This is a genomic window from Methylocella silvestris (assembly GCF_002891535.1).
Classification (GTDB): domain Bacteria; phylum Pseudomonadota; class Alphaproteobacteria; order Rhizobiales; family Beijerinckiaceae; genus Methylocapsa; species Methylocapsa silvestris_A.
On record NZ_PDZR01000008.1, the window covers coordinates 81,055 to 102,199 of the forward strand.

Below are 21,145 nucleotides of genomic sequence, written 5' to 3' on the forward strand. Positions count from 1 at the left end.
GCGGCGTCAAAGTTGGCGTGAGGCGCGGTTGCGCGATGGGTGAAGCGTGAGCTATCTCGATCCGCCGCCGATTCCCGCTCCCGTCGTGGTCACCAAGGATGTCGGCGGCTATGTGAACCAATATCAGGAAAAAACAGAGCTATATCGTGCGACCGGCCGAGAGGTCCGCCTGCATGAATGCCGCTCGGCCTGCACCCTGGCTCTCAGCCTGCCGAATGCATGCGTCTATCCCGATAGCACGCTGAAATTTCATCTTGCTTACGATCCGCGCAATCATCAGAGCAATTATGAAGTCTCGCAGCAATTGTTCAATTCCTATCCGCCGGCTGTCCGCGCAAGGCTCGGCGCGCTGACGCGGCAGTATAAGGTTCTGCGCGGCGAGGAGCTGATCGCGCTTGGCGTGCGAAACTGCGCCGCGCCGCGTCCGGGCGAGCCGTCGATCATGGTCGCGTCCAATGCGTCGCAGAGGAAGGTCGCGCAAGGACGGCCGGCGGCGGTCGATGCTGGCGGCGCCGGCGCGGAAGAGTCGATTTTTGGCGGGCTGCTGCGCAGCGTCGCCTCGACGCTGGCTTCGATCGGCAGCGGGCCGGCGCAGCCGCCGCGCCTCGAACTCGCCCGCGCAGCGCCGGGCAAGCCGCCAGAGTCCACGGCGTTCGGGGCCGGCGCGCCCATGCCGCCGCGAAGATCCCTCGAGGAGCCTGCTGTCTCCGCAGAGGCCGCTGACGAGGAGGGCGCTGCGAGCGCCGCGCGGGAAGCGACGACCGCCGAGCCGGGCAGCGCGCCGCCGCCGCCGCGTCGCCCTTCCGATTTTGAGATTGGCTATGCTTATGGCGCAGCGCGCATCCATCCGCCGAAGCTAATCGGCGGCGCGCAGGCGATCCTGCCGACGCGCTTCATCGCCACAGCGGAGCTTGCCCGGTAGGCAGGAGCGGGGCCGTTTGAACTGGAGCGCCGGCCTCACCGACGCTCCAGAAACTCTGGTTGTGAGGAATGCAGGTTCGAAAAGTTGGAACCGCGACTTAGAGCAAGCCGATCTGGCTGGGATGGATTTTTGCTCTAACGCATTGTTTCAACGCATCCGTCTGGTCCAAAAAGCCTTCAGCTTCTCGGGCGGATGCTTTAGATCCCCGAAGATCTCGAGATCAGCGGGCGGGCGGCGCCAGCCGGAATGCGGCGGCTCGTCTTGCGCTCGACCACGACGGTGCGCGGAACGCGGCCGCTCGAGGTGACGATCTGTTCGGCCTTGCGGGGCGGGGCGCTCTTCAGCACTTCGGCGCGCACCTCGGCGACCGGCAGATCCATCAGCGCGGCGGCGATCTCGACCTGCTCGAGAAGCTGATCGGTCAGACCCTGCGCGGCGAGAATCGCCTCCTTGAGGGTCGGCGGATCGTGGCGAACTTTCCGCGATCCATATTTGGTGTTCCATACCACGGACATCGCCGTTTCCTCGCCTGCGCTTCATATATTGCACTGCAATATAAGCGAAAACACGAGCAAAAATCAAGCGCTCTGGTCGAGGTTGCGACCTTTTGACCGAACTTTGGAATGCGCCGCAGTCAGGCGCTAAAACAAGCCTTGGCAAAAGCCTGAAACGCCCGCGCGCGATGCGACAGGGCGGGCGAGCCGTTAGCCGGGATCGCCTGCTTTTCCTCCAGCGTCATCTCGCCGAAGGTTTTGCTCAAGCCGACCGGCAGAAAGATCGGATCATAGCCGAATACCAGCGAGCCGCGCGCCGGAAACACCAGCTCGCCATCGACGCGGCCCTCGAAGCTCGCCGTCTCTCCATCGGGAAAGGCGAGCGTCAGGACGCAGATGAAATGCGCCTTGAACGGCGCCTGCGCGCCAGCTGCGCGCAAGGCCTCCTCGACGGCGGCCCGGCCGATGCCAAAGTCGCGATCGGGGCCCGCCCACCTTGCCGAATAAATGCCCGGTTCGCCGCCGAGCGCGTCGACGCAAAGCCCTGAATCATCCGCGAGCGCGGGGCTTGCCGAGCCTTCCGCGGCCGCCAGCGCCTTCAGCCGCGAATTTTCCAGAAAAGTCGAGCCGGTCTCTTCCGGCTCGGGCAGGCCGAGTTCGCCAGCCGAGACCGCCTTGACGCCGTAATGGTCGAGCAGTTCGCGCATTTCGGCAAGCTTGCCCGCATTATGCGTGGCGATCACAAGCCGCCCTTCGAGCGCCCGGACCATCAGGCGACCGCGCTTTTCTGCATCTCGATGAGGCTCGCGATTCCGCCGCGCGCCAGGGCCAGCATGGCGGTGAGCTGCGCTTCGGTGAACACGGCGCCTTCCGCGGTCGCCTGCACCTCGACGAGCGAGCCCGATCCCGTGATGACGAAATTGGCGTCGGTCTCTGCCGCCGAATCCTCGGCGTAATCGAGATCGAGCACACATTCCCCGCTGGAGACGCCGCAGGAGATCGCGGCGACATGCTCGCGCAGCGGCATGTCCTTGATGATGGAGCGCTGGCGCATCCATTTCAGGCAATCATGCAGGGCGACCCAGGCGCCCGTGATCGAGGCGGTGCGCGTGCCGCCATCGGCCTGCAGCACATCGCAGTCGATGGTGATCTGGCGTTCGCCGAGCCCTTGCAGATTGGTGACGGCGCGCAGGCTGCGCCCGATCAGGCGCTGGATTTCCTGCGTGCGGCCGGACGGTTTGCCGGTCGTCGATTCGCGCCTTGTGCGGGTATGGGTCGCGCGCGGCAGCATCGCGTATTCGGCGCTGACCCAGCCGCGCCCCTGGCCGCGCAGCCACGCCGGCGGCTTGTCTTCGAGCGAGGCCGTGCACAGCACATGGGTCGAGCCGAATTTGATCAGGCATGAGCCCTCGGCGTAGCGCGCAACGTTGCGTTCAAAGGTGACGGGCCGCAATTCATCGGCGGCGCGCTGGGAAGGGCGCATCAAAAATCCTCAAGGAAGAGAAGCGACTGTCTAGAGGCTCGCTTGGCGTTGCGCAACTTCGGCCCCCTGTTCAACTTGGCGCGGCTTCTGTATTCAGCGCCGGAGACAAAAAAACGCCGACAGGAAACGCCGAAAGGTTTTCGCATGCGCATCAATGGATTTGCCGCGGTGGCGCTCGCCGCTTTCGCCCTGGCAGCGGGCGGTCCCGCTCGCGCCGAAAAGCCGACGCGATTTTGGAATTTGACCTCGAAAACCGTGTCCGACCTTCGCCTCGCGCCGGCAGGGACCGGTAAATTCGGCGAAAACCAGTGCCTCAATGACAAGGACAAGGAAGTCGACCACGACGAGCGGCTGAACCTTGCCGGCGTTGCGACGGGAACTTACGATGCGAAAGTGGGCTACGAGGACGGCCGAGTCTGCCTGGCGAAGAACATCGCGATCGAGGCCGGGCAGATCTTTTCGATCGAGGACAAGGACCTCATCGACTGCAACAAGTGAACGGGCAGAGCATGAAGCCGACGAGTCCACCGAATGGCGAGGCCGCTTCAGCCAACGTCACCAGGCGGATTGAAGCGCTGGCGGATTGGAGGGGAGAGACCCTCGCTCATGTTCGTCAGCTCATCCACGACGCCGACCCCGACATCGAGGAGGAGTGGAAATGGGAGAAGCCAAAATCCCCCGGAATTCCGGTCTGGTCCCTTTACGGCATCGTCTGCACAGGGGAATCCTACAAGCAGGTCGTGAAGCTCACCTTCGCGCGTGGAGCCTCCATCGAAGATCCAGATAGACTGTTCAATTCAAGCCTCGAAGGCGCGACGCGACGTGCGATCGACCTCCGCGAAGGGGAGAAGATCAGCGAAACCGCCTTCAGGCGATTGATCCGCGCCGCGGTGGCGGCCAACGCCGCAGCGCGCGCCCAACGCGCAGTCAAAAAGAAGTCATAGCGGACCGCCGCCCATGCATCCTTGCGCCCCGGCGCCCCGCTGAGCAGCGCGATCTTTGCTCCTTGGCTCAATGCCCCGGAAAACTCACCAGCGTCCGCACCGGCACGCCGAGCGCCCTGATCTTGTCGGCGCCGCCAAGATCCGGCAGGTCGATCACGAAACAGGCCGCCACGACATCGGCGCCGATCTTCTTCAACAGGCTCACGGCGCCGACGGCGGTTCCGCCCGTCGCGACCAGATCATCGACCAGAATCACCTTTTCGCCGGCGACGACGGCGTCCTGATGGATCTCCATCTCGTCGAGCCCATATTCGAGCGAATAGGCGATCGACACCTTGGTATGCGGCAGCTTGCCCTTCTTGCGGATCGGCACGAAGCCGGCCGAGAGCTGATGGGCCACCGCGCCGCCGAGGATGAAGCCGCGCGCTTCCATGCCCGCCACCTTGTCGATCTTGGCGCCGCACCAGGGCTGCACCAATTCGTCGATGGCGCGGCGGAACGCCCGCGCGTCGCCAAGCAGCGTGGTGATGTCGCGAAACAGGATGCCGGGTTTTGGATAGTCGGGAATGCTGCGGATCGCCGATTTAAGATCGCCGCGATCGTGGTCCCACTGGGTTTCGCTCGTCATTAGGGCGTTGTCTCCGGCTGATTGACGCGCGACATGATCGCGTCGAGTTTCTTCAAAAGCGCCGGGTCCCGCGCCGGCGGGGCCGTCAAAATCGCATTGTCGAGCGCGCAATCCGAACCGACCGGACAGGGCTCGTGTTCGGCCGGAAAATCATGCAACAGCCGCGCCAGCAGCCGCGCCGCCGCGCCCGCATTGGCGTTGACGACGGCGATCACCGAGGCGACGTCGACATCGTCATGGTCCGGATGCCAGCAATCATAGTCGGTCACCATGGCGACGGTCGCATAGGAAATCTCGGCCTCGCGCGCGAGTTTTGCTTCGGGCATCGCCGTCATGCCGATGACGTCGAAGCCCGCGGCCTTATAGGCGCGCGATTCGGCCAGCGAGGAAAATTGCGGCCCTTCCATGCAGACATAGGTTCCGCCCGTCAGGCAGGGGATCGATTCGGCCTGCGCGGCGAGGGCGACGCGGGCCTGCAAGGCTGGAGCGACGGGATGAGCCATCGAGACATGGGCGACGCAGCCATTGCCGAAAAACGAGCTTTGCCGCGAAAAGGTGCGGTCGACGAATTGGTCGACCAGCACGAACAGGCCCGGATAAAGCTCCTCCTTGAAGGAGCCGCAGGCCGAGACCGAAACGATGTCGGTGACGCCGGCGCGCTTCATGGCGTCGATATTGGCGCGGTAATTGATGCCGGAGGGCGAAAACACATGGCCGCGTCCGTGGCGCGGCAGAAACACCGCCTCGGTCTGGCCGACACGGCCAAAGCGCAGCGCGTCGGAGGGCTCGCCCCATGGGGTCCGAACCCGCTCCTCGCGCACATCCTCAAGGCCCGGCAGATGATAAACGCCCGAGCCGCCGATAATTCCCAAAATAGCTTTTGTCATTGATTTTACGCCGCCTCTTGAGCGGCGGAGTTTTAACCCGCGCGGCGCTGGGCGCAAGGGGCGGGTTTTCGGGGCGTTCGAGCCGATTTGCCGTATTGGGCGGGTTGGATTCGGCGAGCGACAGATGATGGCGATCAGGACGACGTCCGGCGTTGAACGACGCCGGCTTTCAGGGCTGCCGCGGCGTCTTCGGCGCTTAACGGCCTGCTGAACAGAAAGCCTTGTGCCTCCTTGCATCCCCAGCCGGCGATGAGGCTCGCCTGCGCTTCGGTTTCGACGCCCTCGGCGATGACCTCGATCGCCAATTCGCGCGCGAGGCCGATTGTGGCCTTGACGATCACGACATCGTCGCGCTCCGTCTCGACTTCCTTCACGAACACCTGAGCGATCTTGATGCGGTTGACGGGGAACCGCCGCAAATATTCGAGGGAGGAATAACCGGTGCCGAAATCATCGATCGCGATCGTGACGCCGGTCATGCGGAGCCGCTCGAGCACGTCGCTATGTTCGCGCGTAACCGCGACGAGGACAGTTTCGGTCAGTTCGAGTTCGAGCAGATGCGGCGGCAACGCGGTTTCCCGTAGCGCGGCGGCGACTTCGGTCTCCAGCGCGATCGGCGCCTTGAACTGCAGGGCGGAGACATTGACGGCGATCCGAACCGGCGCGAGGCCGGCATCGAGCCAAAGCCGGGCCTGCCGGCACGCCGCCCAGAGCACCCAGTTTCCCAGGCGGCCGATAATGCCGATATGTTCGGCGAGCGGGATGAACCGATCGGGCCGCAATACCCCGCGTTCAGGATGGCGCCAGCGCACCAGCGCCTCGACGCCATTGATGTGGCCATTGGCGATTTCCACTTGCGGCTGATACATCAGGAAAAGCTGGCCGGTATTGATCGCGTCGCGCAGCTCTGCGCCCAGTTTGACTCGCGACTGCACTTCATTGTCCATGGCCTGCGTGAAGAAGCGGTAGTTGCCGCGCCCTTCGGCCTTGGCGCGATAAAGCGCGACATCGGCATGCGACAGCAGCGTTTCGGCGTCGTCTGCCTCGGCGCCGTAGCTCGCAATGCCTATGCTCGCGCCGGTGTGGATTTCATTGCCCCAAACATGAAACGGGGCGGCGAGCGCGGCAATCAGCTTTTTTGCCAGAATCGCTGCGTCGGCCGGATCGTTGATATCGCTGACCACCACGGCGAATTCGTCGCCGCCAAAGCGCGCCACCGTGTCGGTCACACGGGTGGTCGAGGCCAGCAAATCAGCGATCTGCCTGAGCAGTTGGTCTCCGGCCGGATGGCCCAAAGTGTCGTTTACGTCCTTGAAATGATCGAGGTCGAGATAGATTACAGCGAAGCTTTTTTCGCCGCGCCTCGTCGCTGCGATTGCGTGCTGCAAGGCTTCGACGAAAACGGCGCGGTTGGCGAGCCCGGTCAGCACATCATAGCGTGCCATTTTGAGCGCATAGGCAGCGGCCTGCTTGCGCTCGGTGATGTCGCGGAAGAACCAGCCGCGCCCGAGATTGACGCCCTCATGGATGAGCGGGATGGCGTCGCGCGCTATAAACCGCCCGTCGCTCGTTTCAAATTCATCGTGCCGGGTTTCTTCGGGATGTGCATAAAGATAGGCGACGCTGGCGGCGAAGGTCGCCTCGTCTTTGACTTTGGTCAGCACGCTGGCCAGCACAGGCGCGTCGTCGCCCTTTTGAATATTGACGAGCGGGATTCGCCAGATTTCGGCGAAGCGTTGATTGAAGGCGATGATCTTCATCTCGGCATTGACGATCAATATGCCGTCAAGCGAGGCTTCCATCTGGGTCTTGAGTAACAGATTGGCAAATTGCAGCTTTTCGGCGGCGTTACGCTCGTCGGTCACGTCGTTGAAATAGCCGACCCGACCGAGATAGCCGCCGTCTGGGCCGGACAGGCGTAAAATATCTCGATTGATGATCCGACCGTCCGTGAGCGCATATTCCTCGCTGCTGTCCTGGTCGCGGTGGCCGAGCAAGTTGTATACGCCGGCGACAAATCGTTCCGGGTCGGTCAACAGCGGCCTCGCATAGGCGAAAAGCTCGGTCAGGGTGACGCCGGCCAGTTGCTCTGCCGGGAGATGCCACATATCGACGAAGCGGCGATTGAACATCACGACATTCACATCCGAATCGACGACGAGGACGCCGCTGCGCGAGGCCTCCATCTCGCTCTTCAACAGGGTATTGGCGAAGATAAGCTTCGCTTCATTGGCCTTTCGCTCGGTCACATCGCGAATGACGCCGACGCCGCCCCAGCCGCCGCTGCAGCGCAACTGGGCGAAGGATGTCTCGAGGGTGACTTCGGTGCCGTCTTTGCGCATGGCGACAATTTCCATTGTCTTACCGTTTGCCGCGACCTCGCTGGTGACGTCGAATGAATCGATGATCTCCATGAAATCGGCGATGTAGCGTGGGGCAATGAATTCACTGATCGGACGGCCGATCGCTTCGGCCGGGGAGTAGCCCGTGATGCGTTCGGCGGCGGGGTTCCACAGCTCGACGAGCCTTGTGGCGCCCATCGCTATGATCCCATCTCGCGCCGCCGTTGTGATCGACCGAAACCGCTCCAGGCTTTCTTCGAGCGCGCTTGCTGTTTCATGGCGCATGATCGCCGATCCGGCGATGTCGCTGAATATATTCAAAAGATCGATCTCGGGCTCGGTCCAGTCGCGCGCAGCGAGGCATGAAGCAAAGCCCAGATAGCCCCAGAGTCTTGAGCCAGCGAAGATCGGCACGGTTAGCTGCGACTGCTCGCCGAGGCGCATGAGCAGGGCGTGTGCGGCGCCTTCGCTTGTCGCACGCTGCGCGACCCAGGGCTTGCCGTCTTTCATTCGCGCTTGCCACTCCGACGGGGCAGGCAAATCCGCGACCGCCGTCTCAAAAGACGGTTTGTCCATCTGCGGAGGCGTCTCTGGCCGTTGCCAGATATGGACCAGTTCTGGCGCCGGATTGGTCCGCAGGATAATGACGCGATCGACGCCGAGCGCCTCGCCCAGGATCGGCAGCGCCTCGGGCATCGCCAGGTCGAGCGACGCGGCCTTGACGATCGCCGCCGCTCCGATGGTGACGGCGTGCATCAGGCGATCACGATAGGCCAGCGCGTGATCGCCTTCCGCCATTTCGGGACGACTGCCGACCGGAGGCGATTCACTGCTCGTCACGTCTATCTTTCAGGTCAGTCCCGGATCACGATGATTTTGGATGCCGCCCTTGAGTTCAGGAGGAAGCGCCCGGGCCAGACCAAGGGGCTTGCGCCCCGAAGCGAACCATTGGCGGATGCATTATGGCCGACCGCGCTTTGCGATGGGAGACTCGGAAACTACTCATAAAAAGCCATTCCGCCTGGGGATGGCAGACCTCGCAGATGCGGCAGCTTGACGATTGCGAGGCGGATCTGCCTGGTGGCGCGATCCTTTACACCAGAGAAAACGCCGCCGCCCGCTTTGGCGACGGCGATAGAATCGACCTCGATTTGCAGATTTTCCCGTCGATCGTCGGATACGAATGGCGCGCATACTGGCCCAATCACCCCAGAATCCGCCCCTCATATTCTCCCCTCAACCGCATCCACCCCTCCCAGAAAGGGGCCGGCTCCACGCCATTCACCCGGGCCACTAGTATGTCGAGGTGGGCGTGCCAGCCGGCGGCGACTTTCAGCAACATTGTGCGGTCGGGCAGGCGGCGGTGGATCACTGTGAGCAGCACATCCTCGCCCTGTGGCGTCAGCTCGAAGGAGACCTCGCCGCTGCCGTTCCAGGCGAAGGTGAGCTTTCGCGGCGGGTCGAGCGCGATGATTTGGCTCTCCATGCGGTGCTCCTCGGAGAAGCCTGGCGGGCGCTGGCCGGGCGGGCTCGATAGCTCGTCGTTGCGCCAGACCAGTTCGAAGGCCGTCCCGACCTTCATCTCCATCGCACCCGCGGCGAGCCATTTGCGGCGCAATTCGCTGTCCGTGAGATAGGCCCAGACGCGCTCGATCGGGCCGGGAACAAGGCGTTCGATCTTCAAGGTGGCGGGTTCGATCAGCACGCCATAGGCGTCGCGGGTTGCGAGTTCGGTCATGAATCGTCTCCTTCGGGATCTGTGGTTTTGCCTGAATCTTCCATGCGGAGAAGTTGTTCGAGCACACCGAGACGTTCGGTCCAGAAGCGCTCGTAGAAGCCGAGCCAGTTGTGTGCGCTGGCCAGCGGTCCGGGTTCGAGGCGGCAGAGATGCGTGCGGCCGTGGATCTCGCGACGGATCAGGCCGGCGTTCTCCAGCGCCTTGATGTGCTTGGAGGCGGCGGCCAGCGAGATCGAAAAGGGCTCGGCAAGCTGGCCGACCGTCCGCTCGCCGTCGGCGAGCTCAAACAGCATCCGCCGGCGCGTGGAATCGCCAAGAGCGTGGAAGATGGAATCGAGCTGGGGCGTTTGTAATTCAACCATAAGGTTGAATATAGCCCATATTTTAAGACAGTCAACCATATGGTTGAATGACTGGCATGGGTGATCGGGCGCTGGCGTGAACGCTGTGCAAACCCTCCAGCGCGCTCGGGTGAAAGACTTTTACCGGACTTGAGCGCCACGGAAGCTATCGCTCCGCTCGCGTGCATTTGACCGGCGCGCCGCCACTGCGGCGTAACAATCCGGGCGGCGGCGCCGTATCAATGCCAGATCGCAAGGAGACGCCGCCTATGTTCTATCATCGCCGCAAGGGCTGGGAGATTCCGGAGCGCGAGGCGACGCCCGAGGCGCTCTTTTTCGCGCGCCGCTCGCTGCTGAAGGCCGGCGTCGCCGCCACGGCGCTGGCGGCGGCGCCTTCCGCGCGCGCCTTCTCCCTGTTCGGCGGTGACGCGCCCGCCGCGCCGGAGGCGCCCGATCCGACGCAAAATCTCTATCCCGCCAAGCGAAACGATCTGTTCAAGCTCGACCGCGATGTGACGCCGGAAGAGATCAATTCCCACTACAATAATTTTTACGAATTCGGCTCGGGCAAGGATATTTTTGAGGCGGCGCAGGCGCTCAAGACGCGGCCCTGGACCATAAAAATCGACGGGCTTGTCGAAGCCCCGAGGGAAATCGGCATCGACGATCTCATTGCCTCCGCCCCGCTCGAGGAGCGTCTTTACCGGCACCGCTGCGTCGAGGCCTGGGCGATGGCGATCCCCTGGACCGGCTTCCCGCTGAAACACTTTGTCGATCTGGCAAAGCCCCAGTCGGGCGCGAAATATGTGCGCTTCGAGACCTTTCTCAATCGCGCCATGGCGCCGGGACAGCGTCAGATCTGGTATCCGTGGCCCTATGGCGAGGGGCTGACCATGGCCGAGGCGTCAAACGATCTCGCTTTTCTCGTCACCGGCGCCTATGGCAAGCCGCTCGGAAAACAGTTCGGCGCGCCGCTGCGGCTGGCAGTTCCGTGGAAATATGGGTTCAAATCGATCAAATCGATCACCAAGATTTCCTTCGTCTCCGAGCGGCCGAAAACCTTCTGGGAGCAGTTGCAGGCGTCCGAATATGGCTTTTGGGCCAATGTGAACCCCGACGTGCCGCATCCGCGCTGGAGTCAGGCGAGCGAAGAGGTGCTGGGGACGCATGAGCGCCGCAAGACGCAAATTTTCAATGGCTACGGCGAATTCGTCGCCGGCCTCTATGTCGGGCTGGAGAAAGAGCGGCTTTACGTTTGAGGCTGCGCCGAATAGCTCGAACCTCTCATCCTGAGGAACGCCCGAAGGGCGCGCCTCGAAGGATGGGCCCTATGCGCCCCCCGAGGCATTTCGGGCGAAACGCCTCCTTGAAGCCGCCCTTACTGCCCGTAAAACTGATACATCGCGGAATAGCGGATGCGCGCGATGTCGCCCTGATTGGGCTCGTCGCAGCCGTCCGGCGGCGCGACGCCGCCTTCGGTGTCGATGCGGCGTACGGTTTCCGCATTGGTCAGCGCGCCGAACGTCCCGGTATGCGATGTCACCTTGACGAGCAGCCAGGGGATTGATCGCTTATCGGGCGCGTCCTGCTTGGCGACGACCTCGCCGACGATCGCCGAGCCGTCGGCGAGGGTCCACATCGGCCCCTTGCCATGGGTGCCGATCTCGCGGCCCTTGGCGTTGAACAGCGCCGCCGCCGGCCCGTCCAGAACCCAGACGAGACCATTGTCCTTTTTCGTGCAGACATAGACCTGCACCCCTTGCGCATGCGCCTCGAGCAGAAGGTTTGACCCGGGCGGGGGGCTTAGCGCATCCTGCGCCGGGGCGGCCTCAGCCGTCAGCGCCAGAGCGGCCAGTCCTGCGAACGCGGCGGTCATTTTCATGCTATCCCCCCTTTGCCGCGCGGCGCGGCGCGGCAATCTAGCCGAGGCCGAGTGCGGCCGCCAGCCGCGCAAAGAAGATTATGAAATTGCAACACACGAGCCTGTCTTGAGTCTTTCCATTCTTCAGCCGATCAAGGTTTTGGCCGCGTGAGCTGGTCGCCGCAGCAGGAACGCGCCCTGAAATCCGTCGCGGAGTGGGTGAAGCGCGGCGAGCCGCAGGTGTTTCGCCTGTTCGGCTATGCCGGCGTCGGCAAGACGACGCTGGCGCGGCGCATCGCCGAAGACGTCGACGGCGAGACGATCTTTGCCGCCTTCACCGGCAAGGCGGCGCTGATGCTGCGCTCGAAAGGCTGCAAGGGCGCAAGAACCATCCACAGCCTGATCTACCGGCCGAGAGAGGCGGACGCCGAGGAGCCGACTTTCGTCCTCAATGAAGACAGCGCGCTCTCCAGGGCGAGTCTCGTCATCATCGACGAATGCTCCATGGTCGATGAAAATCTCGGCCGCGATCTGCTTTCCTTTGGCAAGCCGGTGCTGGTGCTTGGCGATCCGGCGCAGCTGCCGCCCGTGCGCGGCGGCGGCTTCTTTACCGAGGCCGAGCCCGACGTCATGCTGACCGAGATCCATCGCCAGGCGGCCGATAATCCGATCATCCGGCTGTCGATGCTGGTGCGCGAGGGCGGCCGGCTCGAGGCCGGCGCCTATGGCGAAAGCCGTATCATCACGCGCGGCGACATCGACGCCGCCGCCGTCACGGCCAGCGATCAGGTGCTCGTCGGGGTCAACCGCACGCGGCGCTCCTACAATCGCCGCATGCGCGAGCTCTATGGCTATGTTTCCGAATTTCCCGAAGCTGGCGACAGGCTTGTCTGCCTGCGCAACGACAGCACGAAAGGCTTGCTGAATGGCGGCGTCTGGCTCGTCAAGACGACGGGAACGACGCGCAAGAAAAAGCTCGTGCTGCATGTGACGCCAGAGGACGATTCCGCGCGAAAGCCGCTCCGCATCGGCGTGCTCCCCGAGTTCTTTCAAGGCCGCGAGGATACGCTGACGCCGAAGGCGAGGCGCGACTCCGATGAATTCGATTACGGCTATGCGCTGACCGTGCACAAGGCGCAGGGCTCGCAGTGGAATTCCGTGGTGCTGTTTGACGAAAGTTTCGCTTTCCGCGAACATCGCAGCCGATGGCTCTACACAGGCGTGACCCGGGCGGCCGAAAGGCTGACGGTTGTCATATGAATGCAGCGCTGCTTTCCCGACGCGGCTTTGTTGTCTCGGCGCTGGCGTTTCCCGCCGCCGCGACGCTTGCCGCGGCGCCGGTGGTCGTCAGCTCGAAACTTGATCTTGAAGGCGCGCTGCTGGGGCAGATGATGCTCATCGCCTTGCGCCGCGCGGGCGTGCCGGTCGTCGCGAATCTGCAGATCGGGCCGACCGCCATCCTGCGTCAGGCGCTGATCTCCGGCGCGGTCGATCTTTGCGTCGAATATACCGGCAACGCCGCTTTCTTTTTCCATCAGGAAGACGATCCTGTTTGGCGCGACGCGAGGGCCGGCTTTTTGCGCGCGGCGATGCTGGACCTGAAAGCCAACAATCTCGTCTGGCTCGATCCCGCGCACGCCGACAACAGCTGGGTCATCTCTGTTCCCAACACGCTCGCGCGCGAAAAAGCACTGTCAACGCTCGAAGATTTCGCCAAATGGGTCAATTCCGGCGCCCGCGTAAGACTTGCGGCCTCCGCCGAATTTGTCGAGAGCGAGGCCGGACTTCCGGCCTTTGAAGCGGCCTATCATTTTCATCTCGGCGCCGATCAATTGCTGGTTCTCTCCGGCGGCGAGACGACGGCGACCATGAAAGCCGCCTCCGCCGGCATATCCGGCGTCAACGCCGCGATGGCCTATGCGAGCGACGGCGCCCTCGATGCGCTCGATCTTCGCGCGCTCGAAGACCCGCGCCGCGCCGAACCGGTTTATGCGCCGGCCCCCGTTATTCGCGCTGACACGCTCGCCGCCTATCCGCAGATCGGGGGGGCGCTGGCGCCCGTTTTTGCGGGCCTTCATCTCAAAACATTGCGCGCGCTGAATGAAAGAATCGCAGTGGAAGGCGAGGACGCGGCCCTTGTCGCGCGCGATTATATGATGAAGCAAAACCTTCTGTGAGCGCGCGCGGAACGCCGTTCATTCTTGATCGGGTGCTGCTGACGCTCGCCTGCGCCGGCGTCGCGGCGGTTGCGCTTGGCGGATTCGTCAATCATGCCGCAAACCGCCTTGCCGACGGCGTTGCGCTGCCGCTGTGGCGCGCGCCGCCCGGCGACCAGGCCTTGATCGCCGGCGCGCTCGCGGCGATGGTCGCGGCCTCCTGTCTTTCCCGCGAAAAGCCGCGCGCCCTCGCTGCGATCGGCGCCGCGTTCGCCTTGTTCTTCGGCTGCCTTGTCGCCTCGGCCCATTTTGCCGATCGCCTCGCCGAGGGCGCAAAGCCCGCTGCGCGCACCTCCCTTGGCGCCGCCTTCTGGATCCTCATTGCGCTCGCTGCTCTTTGCGCGCTCAACGCCGCGCAGCGCGGCCGCCTGCCGTTCGCCTTGCGGGTCGCGATCGGCGCGGGTTTTGCCGCCGGCTTCGCGGCGCTGGCGCAGGCGGGCGTTTTCGCGCAGCTGGCGCTCGCCAGGGAATTTGCCGTCCATCGCGCCGAGTTCATGGTTCAGCTTTGGCGCCATATGGCGCTCGTCGGCGCAAGCGTCGCGATCGCCTTGGCCATCAGCATACCCTTGACCGTGCTGGCGCTGCATCGCGCCCATTGGCGCGGCCTGTTGTTTGCAACCCTTGGCGTCGTGCAGACGATTCCCTCGATTGCGCTGTTTGGCGTGTTGATCGCGCCGCTCGCCGCGCTGGCCGGGCGCTTTCCCTTGCTTGGCGCATGGGGCGTCGGCGGCACCGGGGCGGCGCCCGCCATCATCGCCCTGACGCTCTATTCGCTGGGGCCGCTCGTGCGCATCTTTGTCACCGGCTTCAACGAGGTCAGCGCCGATGTGAAGGACGCCGCGCGCGGGATTGGCTTCGACGGGCGCCGCCTCTTCTTCGCGGTCGAGTTTCCGCTCGCGCTGCCGGCGCTGATTTCCGGTTTGCGCGTCGTCGCCATTCAGGCGATCGGGCTTGCCACGGTCGCGGCGCTCATCGGCGCGGGCGGCCTCGGCGTTTTCGTCTTTCAGGGCATCGGCCAATATGCGCTGGATCTCGTGCTGCTCGGCGCGATCCCGATCATCCTGATGGCGCTCGCCGCCGATCTTGTCTTCTCGGCGGGCCTCTCCGCTGCGCGGGGAAAACGATGATCGAGCTCGACGGCGTCGCCAAATTCTTCGGGCCGACGGTTGCGGTCGAGAATGTCTCGCTCAATGTGGCGGCGGGCGATTTCTGTGTGCTGCTCGGCCCCTCCGGCTGCGGCAAGTCGACCGTGCTCAGGATGGTCAACGCCATGATCGCGCCGGACAGAGGGCGGATCGTCATCGGCGGGGTGGATATAGCGACTCTGGACCCGATCAAATTGCGGCGCGGCGTCGGCTATTGCATCCAGTCGGTCGGCCTGTTTCCGCATTGGACCGTTGAGCGCAACATCGCCGCCGTGCCGAGGCTGCTCGGCTGGAGCCGGCCCAGGATCGCCGCGCGCATGGCCGAGGTCGTCGCCGCGATGCAGATCGACAAGGCTCTGCTTCCCCGCTATCCGCGCGAATTGTCGGGAGGCCAGCAGCAGCGGATCGGCGTCGCCCGCGCGCTCGCTGCGGACCCCGACATCATCCTGATGGACGAACCCTTCGCCGCGCTGGACCCGATCAGCCGCGCCGCCTTGCAGGATGAGATGCGGCGCCTGCATGAGGTCAGCGGCAAGACCTTTCTGTTCGTCACCCATGACATCAATGAGGCGTTGCGCCTGGCCACACGCATCGTCGTGATGAACAAGGGCCGCGTGGCGCAGGCCGGAACCCCCGCCGACATATTGATGCGGCCTGTCGACGAATTCGTTCGCGGCTTTCTCGGCCGCGACGAGCTGCCGTTGCGGCTGCTCGATCTTGTCGAAATTCGCGATCGAATAGCGCCGCTGTCGCATCGCCCTTCGACGACGGCGATCGGCGGGAACGCCACGCTGCGGGCCGCGCTGAACATGATGCTCGATCATCATGTGAGTCGCCTTGCCGTCGCTGACGAGACTGGAAGGATAGTCGGTGAAATCGGTCTCGCCGATATCGTCGCGGGCGGCGCTCCTCAATGAATGCAGAGCGACTGACCCGTTGCGCATTACGCCAGCCGGCGCTGTGGCTGGCGGCGCTGCTCGCATTCTTGCTTGCCGCCGCGCCCTTTAGCACGCCGCTGTTTGCCCTGTTGTTTCCGGAGGATCCGCGCCCGCTCTATACGCGCGCAAGTTTTTTCGCGCTGACGCTCGCCCATTGCGAACTCGTCGCCGTATCAAGCCTCATCGCGGCGATCATCGGCGTTGGCCTTGCGATTTTCGTCACCCGCGACAGCGGACGCGATTTTCGTCCGCTCGTCAGCGCGGTCGCCGCCGTCGGCCAGACTTTCCCGCCGGTCGCCGTTCTCGCTCTTTCCGTGCCGTTGCTCGGCTATGGCGCGGCGCCGGCGCTGGCCGCCTTGAGCCTTTACGCCATTTTGCCTATCCTCGAAGGCGCCTTTACAGGACTCGCCAATGTTCCCTCCGGCGTGCGGGACGCGGCGCAGGGCGTGGGCTTTGCGCCAGGGATCATGCTGCTCGAGATCGAACTGCCGCTGGCGCTGCCCTTCATCCTCGCGGGTCTGCGCAGCGCCGTCATCATCAACATCGGCACGGCGGCGATCGGCTCCAGCGTCGGCGCGCTGTCGCTCGGCTCGCCCATCCTCGAGGGCCTTTCAGCGTCAAATCCGGCCTATGTTCTGCAAGGCGGGTTTCTCGTCGCCCTGCTCGCCGTCACCGCCGACCGCGGCTTTGCGGCGCTCGAGGCCGCGGTCCGCCCAAGATGATTGGTACAGGAGGGCTCTCGCATTATCCTGTCCCGTCACGGCAAGGATTTGACGCCGCGCCGATCATAATGTACCGAACGGTCCGGTTTGGACCAAAGAGTACAATCACGGGGAGAGATGCATGTCCGAGGATCAACGCCCGCCGCTGCCGCCTTTCACCGCCGAGAGCGCGGTCGAAAAAATCCGCCTTGCGGAAAACGCCTGGAACAGCCGCGATCCGGAGCGCGTCGCGCGCGCCTACAGCGTCGACAGCGAATGGCGCAACCGCGCCGAATTCGTCAATGGCCGAAAGGAGATTGTCTCCTTCCTGAAGCGCAAATGGGAGCGCGAGCTCGAATATCGGCTGGTGAAGGAGCTCTGGGCCTACACGGACAATCGCATCGCGGTCCGGTTCGCCTATGAGTTTTGCGATGATTCCGGCTTCTGGCGGCGCGCTTATGGCAATGAGAATTGGGAGTTCAACGCGGACGGTCTGATGACGCGCCGCTTTGCCTCGATCAATGATCTGCCGATCCATGAATCGCAGCGCAAATTGTTCTGGCCGCAAGGCGATCGCCCCAAGGATCATCCCGGCCTGTCGGACCTTGGGCTCTAGCTTCCCATGGCGCGCAAAATCGCCGAGCGCTCCGACATCGTGCCTCTTCTCGCCGAAGTGTTTCGCGAGAATGGCTTTGAGGGCGCGAGCCTGACGCTCATCGGCGCGCGCACCGGGCTCGGCAAGGGCAGCCTCTACCATTTCTTCCCCGGCGGAAAGGAAGAGATGGCGGAAGCTGTGCTGGGCGATATCGAGCGCTGGTTCGAGGCGCATGTCTATCGCCCGTTGCGCGAAACGCAGGATGCCGCGCAGGCCGTCGGCGACATGCGCCAATCGGTCGAGGATTATTTCCGCTCCGGCCGGCGCGCCTGCCTGATCGGCGCCTTCGCGCTTGACAATGTGCGCGACCGCTTCAGCGCAAAAATCCGCAATTATTTTGCGGCCTGGACGGAAGCGCTGGCCGGCGCCCTGGAGCGGGGCGGCGTCGATCCGAAAGAGGCGCCCTATCGCGCCGAGGAGGCGGTCGCCAACATCCAGGGCGCGCTGGTGCTGGCGCGGGCGCTCGACGATCCGGCCGTGTTCGAGCGCGCGATGGCGCGGATCGTGGCGCGGCTGCTGGCGGGGTGAGACGCGTCGGCAACTACGCGCAGGCGCTCCACGGCGACGCGGGGGCCGCCTGCCGCGTTGTCAGAGCTGCGCGGCGAGCGCCGCGAATGTGGCCTCGTTCGCGGACGGATCGTTGAAGCGCAACGCCAGCAAAGGCGCAGCGACGAAACGCGACAAGGTCTCGCCCGTCGCCTCCAGCCTGACGGTCGAGCCGGGCGTCTCGTTGACCACGATCGACCGCACCTGAAGCCCGCGCGCCCGCACGGCCTCAAGCCCTGTCAGCGCATGGCTGATCGCGCCGAGATAGGAGCCCGCGACAAAAATCAGCGGCAGGTTCAGCGCCGCCATGAGGTCGAGCGTGGTCTCGCGCCCGTTCAGCGGAACCATGACGCCGCCAGCCCCCTCGATCAGCAGCACATCGGGCGCGCCCGCCAGCGCGGCCTGACAAAAGCTTGCAACCTCGGCGAGATGGATCTCCCGCTGCTCAAGCTCTGACGCCATGTCGGGCGACAGCGGCGCCCTGAACCGCCAGGGCGCGATTTTTTGCAGAGTCTCCGCGGTCAGCGGACGCCCAAGCGCTTCAAGCAGCACGACGGGATCGCTGCCCTCCGGCGCCGCCGGATCGAAGCCGCTGACGACCGGCTTCAGCGCCGCGACCGCGCGGCCCCGCGCCCGCAGCGCGCGAATGAGCCCCGCCGTGACGAACGTTTTGCCGATATCGGTGCTGGAGCCGGTGACGAAATAGGCCGCCATCTCTTACAGCTTCACGATATCGCGCAGGGCTTGCGCGAGCCTTGCGACATCCTCGTCCGCATGTCCGGCGGTGAAGGCGAAGCGCAGCCGCGCTGTGCCGGCCGGAACCGTTGGCGGCCGGATCGCGGTGACGAGAAAGCCCGCCTCCGCCAATTTTTGCGAAGCCTCGAGCGCGGCCTCGGGCGCGCCGACAATCACCGGCACGATCGGACTTTGCGGCTCTGGCAGGCCGAGCGCGGCGCAAAACGCTTGCGCTTTGGCGAGCGGCTTGGCCGTCAGCTCCGGCTCGCTCTCGATAATCTTCAGCGCCGCGATGGCGGCGCCTGCCGAGGCAGGGGGTAGGCCGGTCGAATAGATCACCGTGCGCGCGCGCGTTTTCATGAGGTCGATCACGCCGGCCGAGGCGCAGAGATAGCCGCCGTAGCCGCCGATCGCTTTTGAGAGCGTGCCCATCTGCAGCGGAACCGGCGGATCGCCGCTCGCGGCGACCGAACCGCGCCCGCCGCCGATCACCCCAAGCCCATGCGCGTCATCGCTCATCAGCCAGACGTCATAAGCGGCGCAAAGCGCGGACAGCGCGTCGAGCGGCGCGCGGTCGCCGTCCATGGAAAAAACGCCGTCGGTCAACAGCAGAACATGGCGATAGGTTTTGCGGCTCGCCGCCAGAATCTCTTCGGCGTGGGCAACATCATTGTGGCGGAAGACCATCGTTTTGGCCGGCGAGAGCTGCGTGCCGGCGAAAAGGCAGGCATGCGCCAATTCGTCGATAAGAAGCAGATCTTTTGCGCCGGCGAGCGCCGGCACGATGCCGGTATTGGCGAGATAGCCCGAGCCGAAGACGCAGGCGGCCCGCATCCCCTTGATCCGCGCGAGGCGCTCTTCAAGCACGACGAGCAGCGGATGATTGCCGGTGACGAGCCGCGAGCCGCCGCTGCCCGCGCCATAAAGATTGATTGCCGCGATGGCGGCGGCTTTCACGGCGGGATGATGCGTCAGATTAAGATAATCATTGCAGGAAAAGGAAATGAGCCGGCGCCCGTTGCGCATGATATGCACGCCATCCTCGCGCGTGCTCGGCGCGAGGCGCCGGCGCAGATGCGCGGCGTCGAGCTCAGCGAGTTTTGCGGCGGCGAACTGGTCGAGGGAGTTCATCAGGACTTTGGTCCTCGTTGAGTCGGCGAAAGCCTGTTTTCTCCCAAGCTTTTGCGCAATATGCGCGCGCAACGCAATTGCGCGCAAACCAGCTCAAGGCAAATTCATGAGCGCTGCCGACTGGCTCGAAAAGGGCCTGCCCCACATTTGGCTGCCCTATACGCAGATGCGGACCGCGCCGCCGCCGCTGCCGGTCGCCAGCACAAAAGGCTCGCGCATCACGCTCGCCGATGGCCGCGTGCTGATTGACGGGCTCGCGAGCTGGTGGACCGCCTGTCACGGCTATAATCATCCGCATATCGCACAAGCCCTCCGCGCCCAGATTGAAAAAATGCCGCATGTGATGTTCGGCGGTTTGGTTCACGAGCCGGCGCTGACGCTGGCGCGGCGTCTTGCAGCGCTTCTGCCGGAGCCGCTGGAGCGGGTGTTTTTCTCCGACAGCGGATCGGTCGCCATGGAAGTGGCGATGAAAATCTCCATGCAATTCTGGCTCAATCAGGGTTTTAAGGGCCGCACGAAATTCCTGTCGTTTCGGGGCGGGTATCATGGCGACACCTTCGCCTGCATGTCCGTCTGCGATCCCGAGGAAGGGATGCACAGCCTGTTCGCCGGCGCTTTGGCGAAACAAATCATTGCCGATCTCCCGGTCGATGAAGCAAGCGAAGCGGCCTTCGACCAGCTGCTCGCGGCGCATGCGGACGAACTCGCCGCAATTCTCGTCGAGCCCCTCGTACAGGGGGCGGGCGGCATGATCTTTCATGACGCGGAGGTCTTGCAAAAACTGCGTCGCGCCGCCGACCGGCATGGAATCCTGCTGATTTTCGACGAGGTTTTTACCGGCTTCGGCCGAACCGGGACCATGTTCGCCTGCGAGGCGGCAGGCGTCGTCCCCGACATTGTCGCGCTATCGAAAGCATTGACGGGCGGCACGATGGGGCTCGCTGCGACCATCGCCAGCCGAAAAATTTTCGAGGCGTTTTTGTCGGACGATCCGCTGCATGCGCTGATGCATGGCCCGACCTTCATGGCCAATCCGCTTGCCTGCGCGGCGGCGAACGCCTCGCTCGATCTGTTCGAGCAAGAGCCGCGGCGCGAACAGGTCGCTGCGATCAGCGAGGCGCTGAAGCTGGGTCTCGCCCCTTGCCGCGACTTTCCGCGGGTCAGGGATGTGCGCGTGCTTGGCGCGATCGGCGTTGTCGAACTCGATCGCATCGACGACATGGACGGGCTGAAACGGCGCTTCGTCGAGGCGGGCGTCTTTGTGCGCCCGTTTCGTAACATCGTCTATCTGACGCCGGCTTTCACCATTGCGCCCGAGGAATTGAAGCGTCTGACCGACGCCGTGGTCGCGGGGGTCGGCGCCCATGGGCGGAAGGCCTAGGCTGGCGCGGCGCCGAGCCTCCGCTTAGATGGAGCCAAGACCCATCAGGAGCCAAGC

The 21,145-nt window shown here is 64.1% G+C and carries 23 protein-coding genes; 12 read left to right on the forward strand and 11 right to left on the reverse strand.

Translation table 11 applies throughout. The features are described from left to right. Positions 1-46: 46 nt before the first annotated feature. Entirely contained in the window at positions 47-922 is an 876-nt protein-coding gene (locus CR492_RS20760; RefSeq protein WP_180982489.1) for a hypothetical protein, read from the forward strand. A gap of 197 nt (positions 923-1,119) precedes the next feature. On the opposite strand, the gene CR492_RS09135 is transcribed toward CR492_RS20760, so the two are convergent. The 3 genes from CR492_RS09135 to rph form a co-directional block, all read right to left on the reverse strand. Then, positions 1,120-1,437 (reverse strand): hypothetical protein, encoded by a 318-nt coding sequence (locus CR492_RS09135; RefSeq protein ID WP_102843442.1) that lies wholly within the window; start codon positions 1,435-1,437, stop codon positions 1,120-1,122. A gap of 119 nt (positions 1,438-1,556) precedes the next feature. Next, a complete protein-coding gene (gene rdgB / locus CR492_RS09140; protein WP_102843443.1) occupies positions 1,557-2,186 on the reverse strand; it encodes an RdgB/HAM1 family non-canonical purine NTP pyrophosphatase in 630 nt (209 codons plus the stop codon). Further along, positions 2,186-2,899 (reverse strand): ribonuclease PH, encoded by a 714-nt coding sequence (gene rph / locus CR492_RS09145; protein ID WP_102843444.1) that lies wholly within the window; start codon positions 2,897-2,899, stop codon positions 2,186-2,188. The genes rdgB and rph overlap by 1 nt, the downstream gene beginning before the upstream one ends. Positions 2,900-3,043: 144 nt before the next feature. On the opposite strand from rph, the gene CR492_RS09150 reads away from it, so the two are divergent. Together CR492_RS09150 and CR492_RS09155 are read left to right on the forward strand one after the other, a co-directional pair. Next, positions 3,044-3,397: a hypothetical protein gene (locus tag CR492_RS09150; protein WP_245412028.1), complete on the forward strand. Its 354-nt coding sequence runs from the start codon at positions 3,044-3,046 to the stop codon at positions 3,395-3,397. 11 nt (positions 3,398-3,408) lie between these two features. Next, a complete protein-coding gene (locus CR492_RS09155) occupies positions 3,409-3,843 on the forward strand; it encodes a DUF1801 domain-containing protein (protein WP_102843445.1) in 435 nt (144 codons plus the stop codon). Between the two features lie 67 nt (positions 3,844-3,910). On the opposite strand, the gene CR492_RS09160 is transcribed toward CR492_RS09155, so the two are convergent. The 5 genes from CR492_RS09160 to CR492_RS09185 all read right to left on the reverse strand — a co-directional run bounded on the left by CR492_RS09160 (position 3,911) and on the right by CR492_RS09185 (position 9,800). Further along, positions 3,911-4,471, reverse strand: coding sequence for an adenine phosphoribosyltransferase (locus CR492_RS09160; RefSeq protein WP_102843446.1), 561 nt, complete (start codon positions 4,469-4,471; stop codon positions 3,911-3,913). Beyond that, complete coding sequence (locus tag CR492_RS09165; RefSeq protein ID WP_102843447.1) at positions 4,471-5,358, reverse strand: S-methyl-5'-thioadenosine phosphorylase; 888 nt, start codon at positions 5,356-5,358, stop codon at positions 4,471-4,473. Before CR492_RS09165 ends, CR492_RS09160 begins: the two co-directional genes overlap by 1 nt. Positions 5,359-5,492: 134 nt before the next feature. Then, the gene (locus CR492_RS09170) at positions 5,493-8,540 is read right to left on the reverse strand and encodes a bifunctional diguanylate cyclase/phosphodiesterase (RefSeq protein ID WP_146030225.1); all 3,048 of its coding nucleotides are present in this window, start codon (positions 8,538-8,540) and stop codon (positions 5,493-5,495) included. Between the two features lie 364 nt (positions 8,541-8,904). Further along, a complete protein-coding gene (locus CR492_RS09180; RefSeq protein ID WP_102843450.1) occupies positions 8,905-9,438 on the reverse strand; it encodes an SRPBCC family protein in 534 nt (177 codons plus the stop codon). Beyond that, positions 9,435-9,800 (reverse strand): ArsR/SmtB family transcription factor, encoded by a 366-nt coding sequence (locus CR492_RS09185; protein WP_180982490.1) that lies wholly within the window; start codon positions 9,798-9,800, stop codon positions 9,435-9,437. Before CR492_RS09185 ends, CR492_RS09180 begins: the two co-directional genes overlap by 4 nt. A 248-nt stretch (positions 9,801-10,048) precedes the next feature. Between CR492_RS09185 and msrP the strand changes: the two genes are divergently transcribed. Continuing rightward, positions 10,049-11,038 (forward strand): protein-methionine-sulfoxide reductase catalytic subunit MsrP, encoded by a 990-nt coding sequence (msrP, locus tag CR492_RS09190; protein WP_102843514.1) that lies wholly within the window; start codon positions 10,049-10,051, stop codon positions 11,036-11,038. A gap of 119 nt (positions 11,039-11,157) precedes the next feature. On the opposite strand, the gene CR492_RS09195 is transcribed toward msrP, so the two are convergent. Beyond that, on the reverse strand, positions 11,158-11,661 hold the full coding sequence (locus tag CR492_RS09195; protein WP_102843452.1) for a DUF3455 domain-containing protein: 504 nt from the start codon (positions 11,659-11,661) through the stop codon (positions 11,158-11,160). Between the two features lie 147 nt (positions 11,662-11,808). On the opposite strand from CR492_RS09195, the gene CR492_RS09200 reads away from it, so the two are divergent. The 7 genes from CR492_RS09200 to CR492_RS09230 all read left to right on the forward strand — a co-directional run bounded on the left by CR492_RS09200 (position 11,809) and on the right by CR492_RS09230 (position 17,823). Continuing rightward, a complete protein-coding gene (locus CR492_RS09200; protein WP_102843453.1) occupies positions 11,809-12,900 on the forward strand; it encodes an ATP-dependent DNA helicase in 1,092 nt (363 codons plus the stop codon). Beyond that, positions 12,897-13,817 carry an ABC transporter substrate-binding protein gene (locus CR492_RS09205; RefSeq protein ID WP_102843454.1) on the forward strand — a complete coding sequence of 307 codons (921 nt, stop codon included), beginning with the start codon at positions 12,897-12,899 and terminating at the stop codon, positions 13,815-13,817. Before CR492_RS09200 ends, CR492_RS09205 begins: the two co-directional genes overlap by 4 nt. Then, positions 13,814-14,983 (forward strand): ABC transporter permease, encoded by a 1,170-nt coding sequence (locus CR492_RS09210; RefSeq protein ID WP_102843455.1) that lies wholly within the window; start codon positions 13,814-13,816, stop codon positions 14,981-14,983. Before CR492_RS09205 ends, CR492_RS09210 begins: the two co-directional genes overlap by 4 nt. Next, complete coding sequence (locus tag CR492_RS09215; RefSeq protein ID WP_102843456.1) at positions 14,980-15,918, forward strand: ABC transporter ATP-binding protein; 939 nt, start codon at positions 14,980-14,982, stop codon at positions 15,916-15,918. The genes CR492_RS09210 and CR492_RS09215 overlap by 4 nt, the downstream gene beginning before the upstream one ends. Continuing rightward, complete coding sequence (locus CR492_RS09220; protein WP_102843457.1) at positions 15,915-16,661, forward strand: ABC transporter permease; 747 nt, start codon at positions 15,915-15,917, stop codon at positions 16,659-16,661. The genes CR492_RS09215 and CR492_RS09220 overlap by 4 nt, the downstream gene beginning before the upstream one ends. A gap of 121 nt (positions 16,662-16,782) precedes the next feature. Then, positions 16,783-17,256: a DUF1348 family protein gene (locus CR492_RS09225; RefSeq protein ID WP_102843458.1), complete on the forward strand. Its 474-nt coding sequence runs from the start codon at positions 16,783-16,785 to the stop codon at positions 17,254-17,256. Between the two features lie 6 nt (positions 17,257-17,262). Continuing rightward, positions 17,263-17,823: a TetR/AcrR family transcriptional regulator gene (locus tag CR492_RS09230; protein ID WP_102843459.1), complete on the forward strand. Its 561-nt coding sequence runs from the start codon at positions 17,263-17,265 to the stop codon at positions 17,821-17,823. 60 nt (positions 17,824-17,883) lie between these two features. Here the strand turns inward: CR492_RS09230 and bioD are convergent, their stop codons facing one another. Together bioD and CR492_RS09240 are read right to left on the reverse strand one after the other, a co-directional pair. Continuing rightward, positions 17,884-18,555, reverse strand: coding sequence for a dethiobiotin synthase (gene bioD / locus CR492_RS09235; protein ID WP_102843460.1), 672 nt, complete (start codon positions 18,553-18,555; stop codon positions 17,884-17,886). A gap of 3 nt (positions 18,556-18,558) precedes the next feature. Beyond that, positions 18,559-19,707, reverse strand: coding sequence for an aminotransferase class I/II-fold pyridoxal phosphate-dependent enzyme (locus tag CR492_RS09240; RefSeq protein WP_180982491.1), 1,149 nt, complete (start codon positions 19,705-19,707; stop codon positions 18,559-18,561). A 106-nt stretch (positions 19,708-19,813) separates the two neighbouring features. On the opposite strand from CR492_RS09240, the gene CR492_RS09245 reads away from it, so the two are divergent. Next, positions 19,814-21,088, forward strand: a complete 1,275-nt coding sequence (locus CR492_RS09245) for an adenosylmethionine--8-amino-7-oxononanoate transaminase (RefSeq protein WP_102843461.1) — start codon at positions 19,814-19,816, stop codon at positions 21,086-21,088. Positions 21,089-21,145: the final 57 nt, after the last annotated feature.

Excerpts from the sequence above, each read along its gene's own strand:
- CR492_RS09155 (WP_102843445.1), top strand. The coding sequence starts at position 3,409 with ATGAAGCCGACGAGTCCACCGAATGGCGAGGCCGCTTCAGCCAACGTC.
- CR492_RS09205 (WP_102843454.1), top strand. The coding sequence starts at position 12,897 with ATGAATGCAGCGCTGCTTTCCCGACGCGGCTTTGTTGTCTCGGCGCTG.
- bioD (WP_102843460.1), bottom strand. The coding sequence starts at position 18,555 with ATGGCGGCCTATTTCGTCACCGGCTCCAGCACCGATATCGGCAAAACG.
- CR492_RS09165 (WP_102843447.1), bottom strand. The coding sequence starts at position 5,358 with ATGACAAAAGCTATTTTGGGAATTATCGGCGGCTCGGGCGTTTATCAT.
- rph (WP_102843444.1), bottom strand. The coding sequence starts at position 2,899 with ATGCGCCCTTCCCAGCGCGCCGCCGATGAATTGCGGCCCGTCACCTTT.
- CR492_RS09150 (WP_245412028.1), top strand. The coding sequence starts at position 3,044 with ATGCGCATCAATGGATTTGCCGCGGTGGCGCTCGCCGCTTTCGCCCTG.
- rdgB (WP_102843443.1), bottom strand. The coding sequence starts at position 2,186 with ATGGTCCGGGCGCTCGAAGGGCGGCTTGTGATCGCCACGCATAATGCG.
- CR492_RS09245 (WP_102843461.1), top strand. The coding sequence starts at position 19,814 with ATGAGCGCTGCCGACTGGCTCGAAAAGGGCCTGCCCCACATTTGGCTG.
- CR492_RS09135 (WP_102843442.1), bottom strand. The coding sequence starts at position 1,437 with ATGTCCGTGGTATGGAACACCAAATATGGATCGCGGAAAGTTCGCCAC.
- CR492_RS09240 (WP_180982491.1), bottom strand. The coding sequence starts at position 19,707 with ATGAACTCCCTCGACCAGTTCGCCGCCGCAAAACTCGCTGAGCTCGAC.
- CR492_RS09220 (WP_102843457.1), top strand. The coding sequence starts at position 15,915 with ATGAATGCAGAGCGACTGACCCGTTGCGCATTACGCCAGCCGGCGCTG.
- CR492_RS09215 (WP_102843456.1), top strand. The coding sequence starts at position 14,980 with ATGATCGAGCTCGACGGCGTCGCCAAATTCTTCGGGCCGACGGTTGCG.
- CR492_RS09225 (WP_102843458.1), top strand. The coding sequence starts at position 16,783 with ATGTCCGAGGATCAACGCCCGCCGCTGCCGCCTTTCACCGCCGAGAGC.
- msrP (WP_102843514.1), top strand. The coding sequence starts at position 10,049 with ATGTTCTATCATCGCCGCAAGGGCTGGGAGATTCCGGAGCGCGAGGCG.
- CR492_RS09230 (WP_102843459.1), top strand. The coding sequence starts at position 17,263 with ATGGCGCGCAAAATCGCCGAGCGCTCCGACATCGTGCCTCTTCTCGCC.
- CR492_RS09160 (WP_102843446.1), bottom strand. The coding sequence starts at position 4,471 with ATGACGAGCGAAACCCAGTGGGACCACGATCGCGGCGATCTTAAATCG.
- CR492_RS09180 (WP_102843450.1), bottom strand. The coding sequence starts at position 9,438 with ATGACCGAACTCGCAACCCGCGACGCCTATGGCGTGCTGATCGAACCC.
- CR492_RS09195 (WP_102843452.1), bottom strand. The coding sequence starts at position 11,661 with ATGAAAATGACCGCCGCGTTCGCAGGACTGGCCGCTCTGGCGCTGACG.
- CR492_RS09185 (WP_180982490.1), bottom strand. The coding sequence starts at position 9,800 with ATGGTTGAATTACAAACGCCCCAGCTCGATTCCATCTTCCACGCTCTT.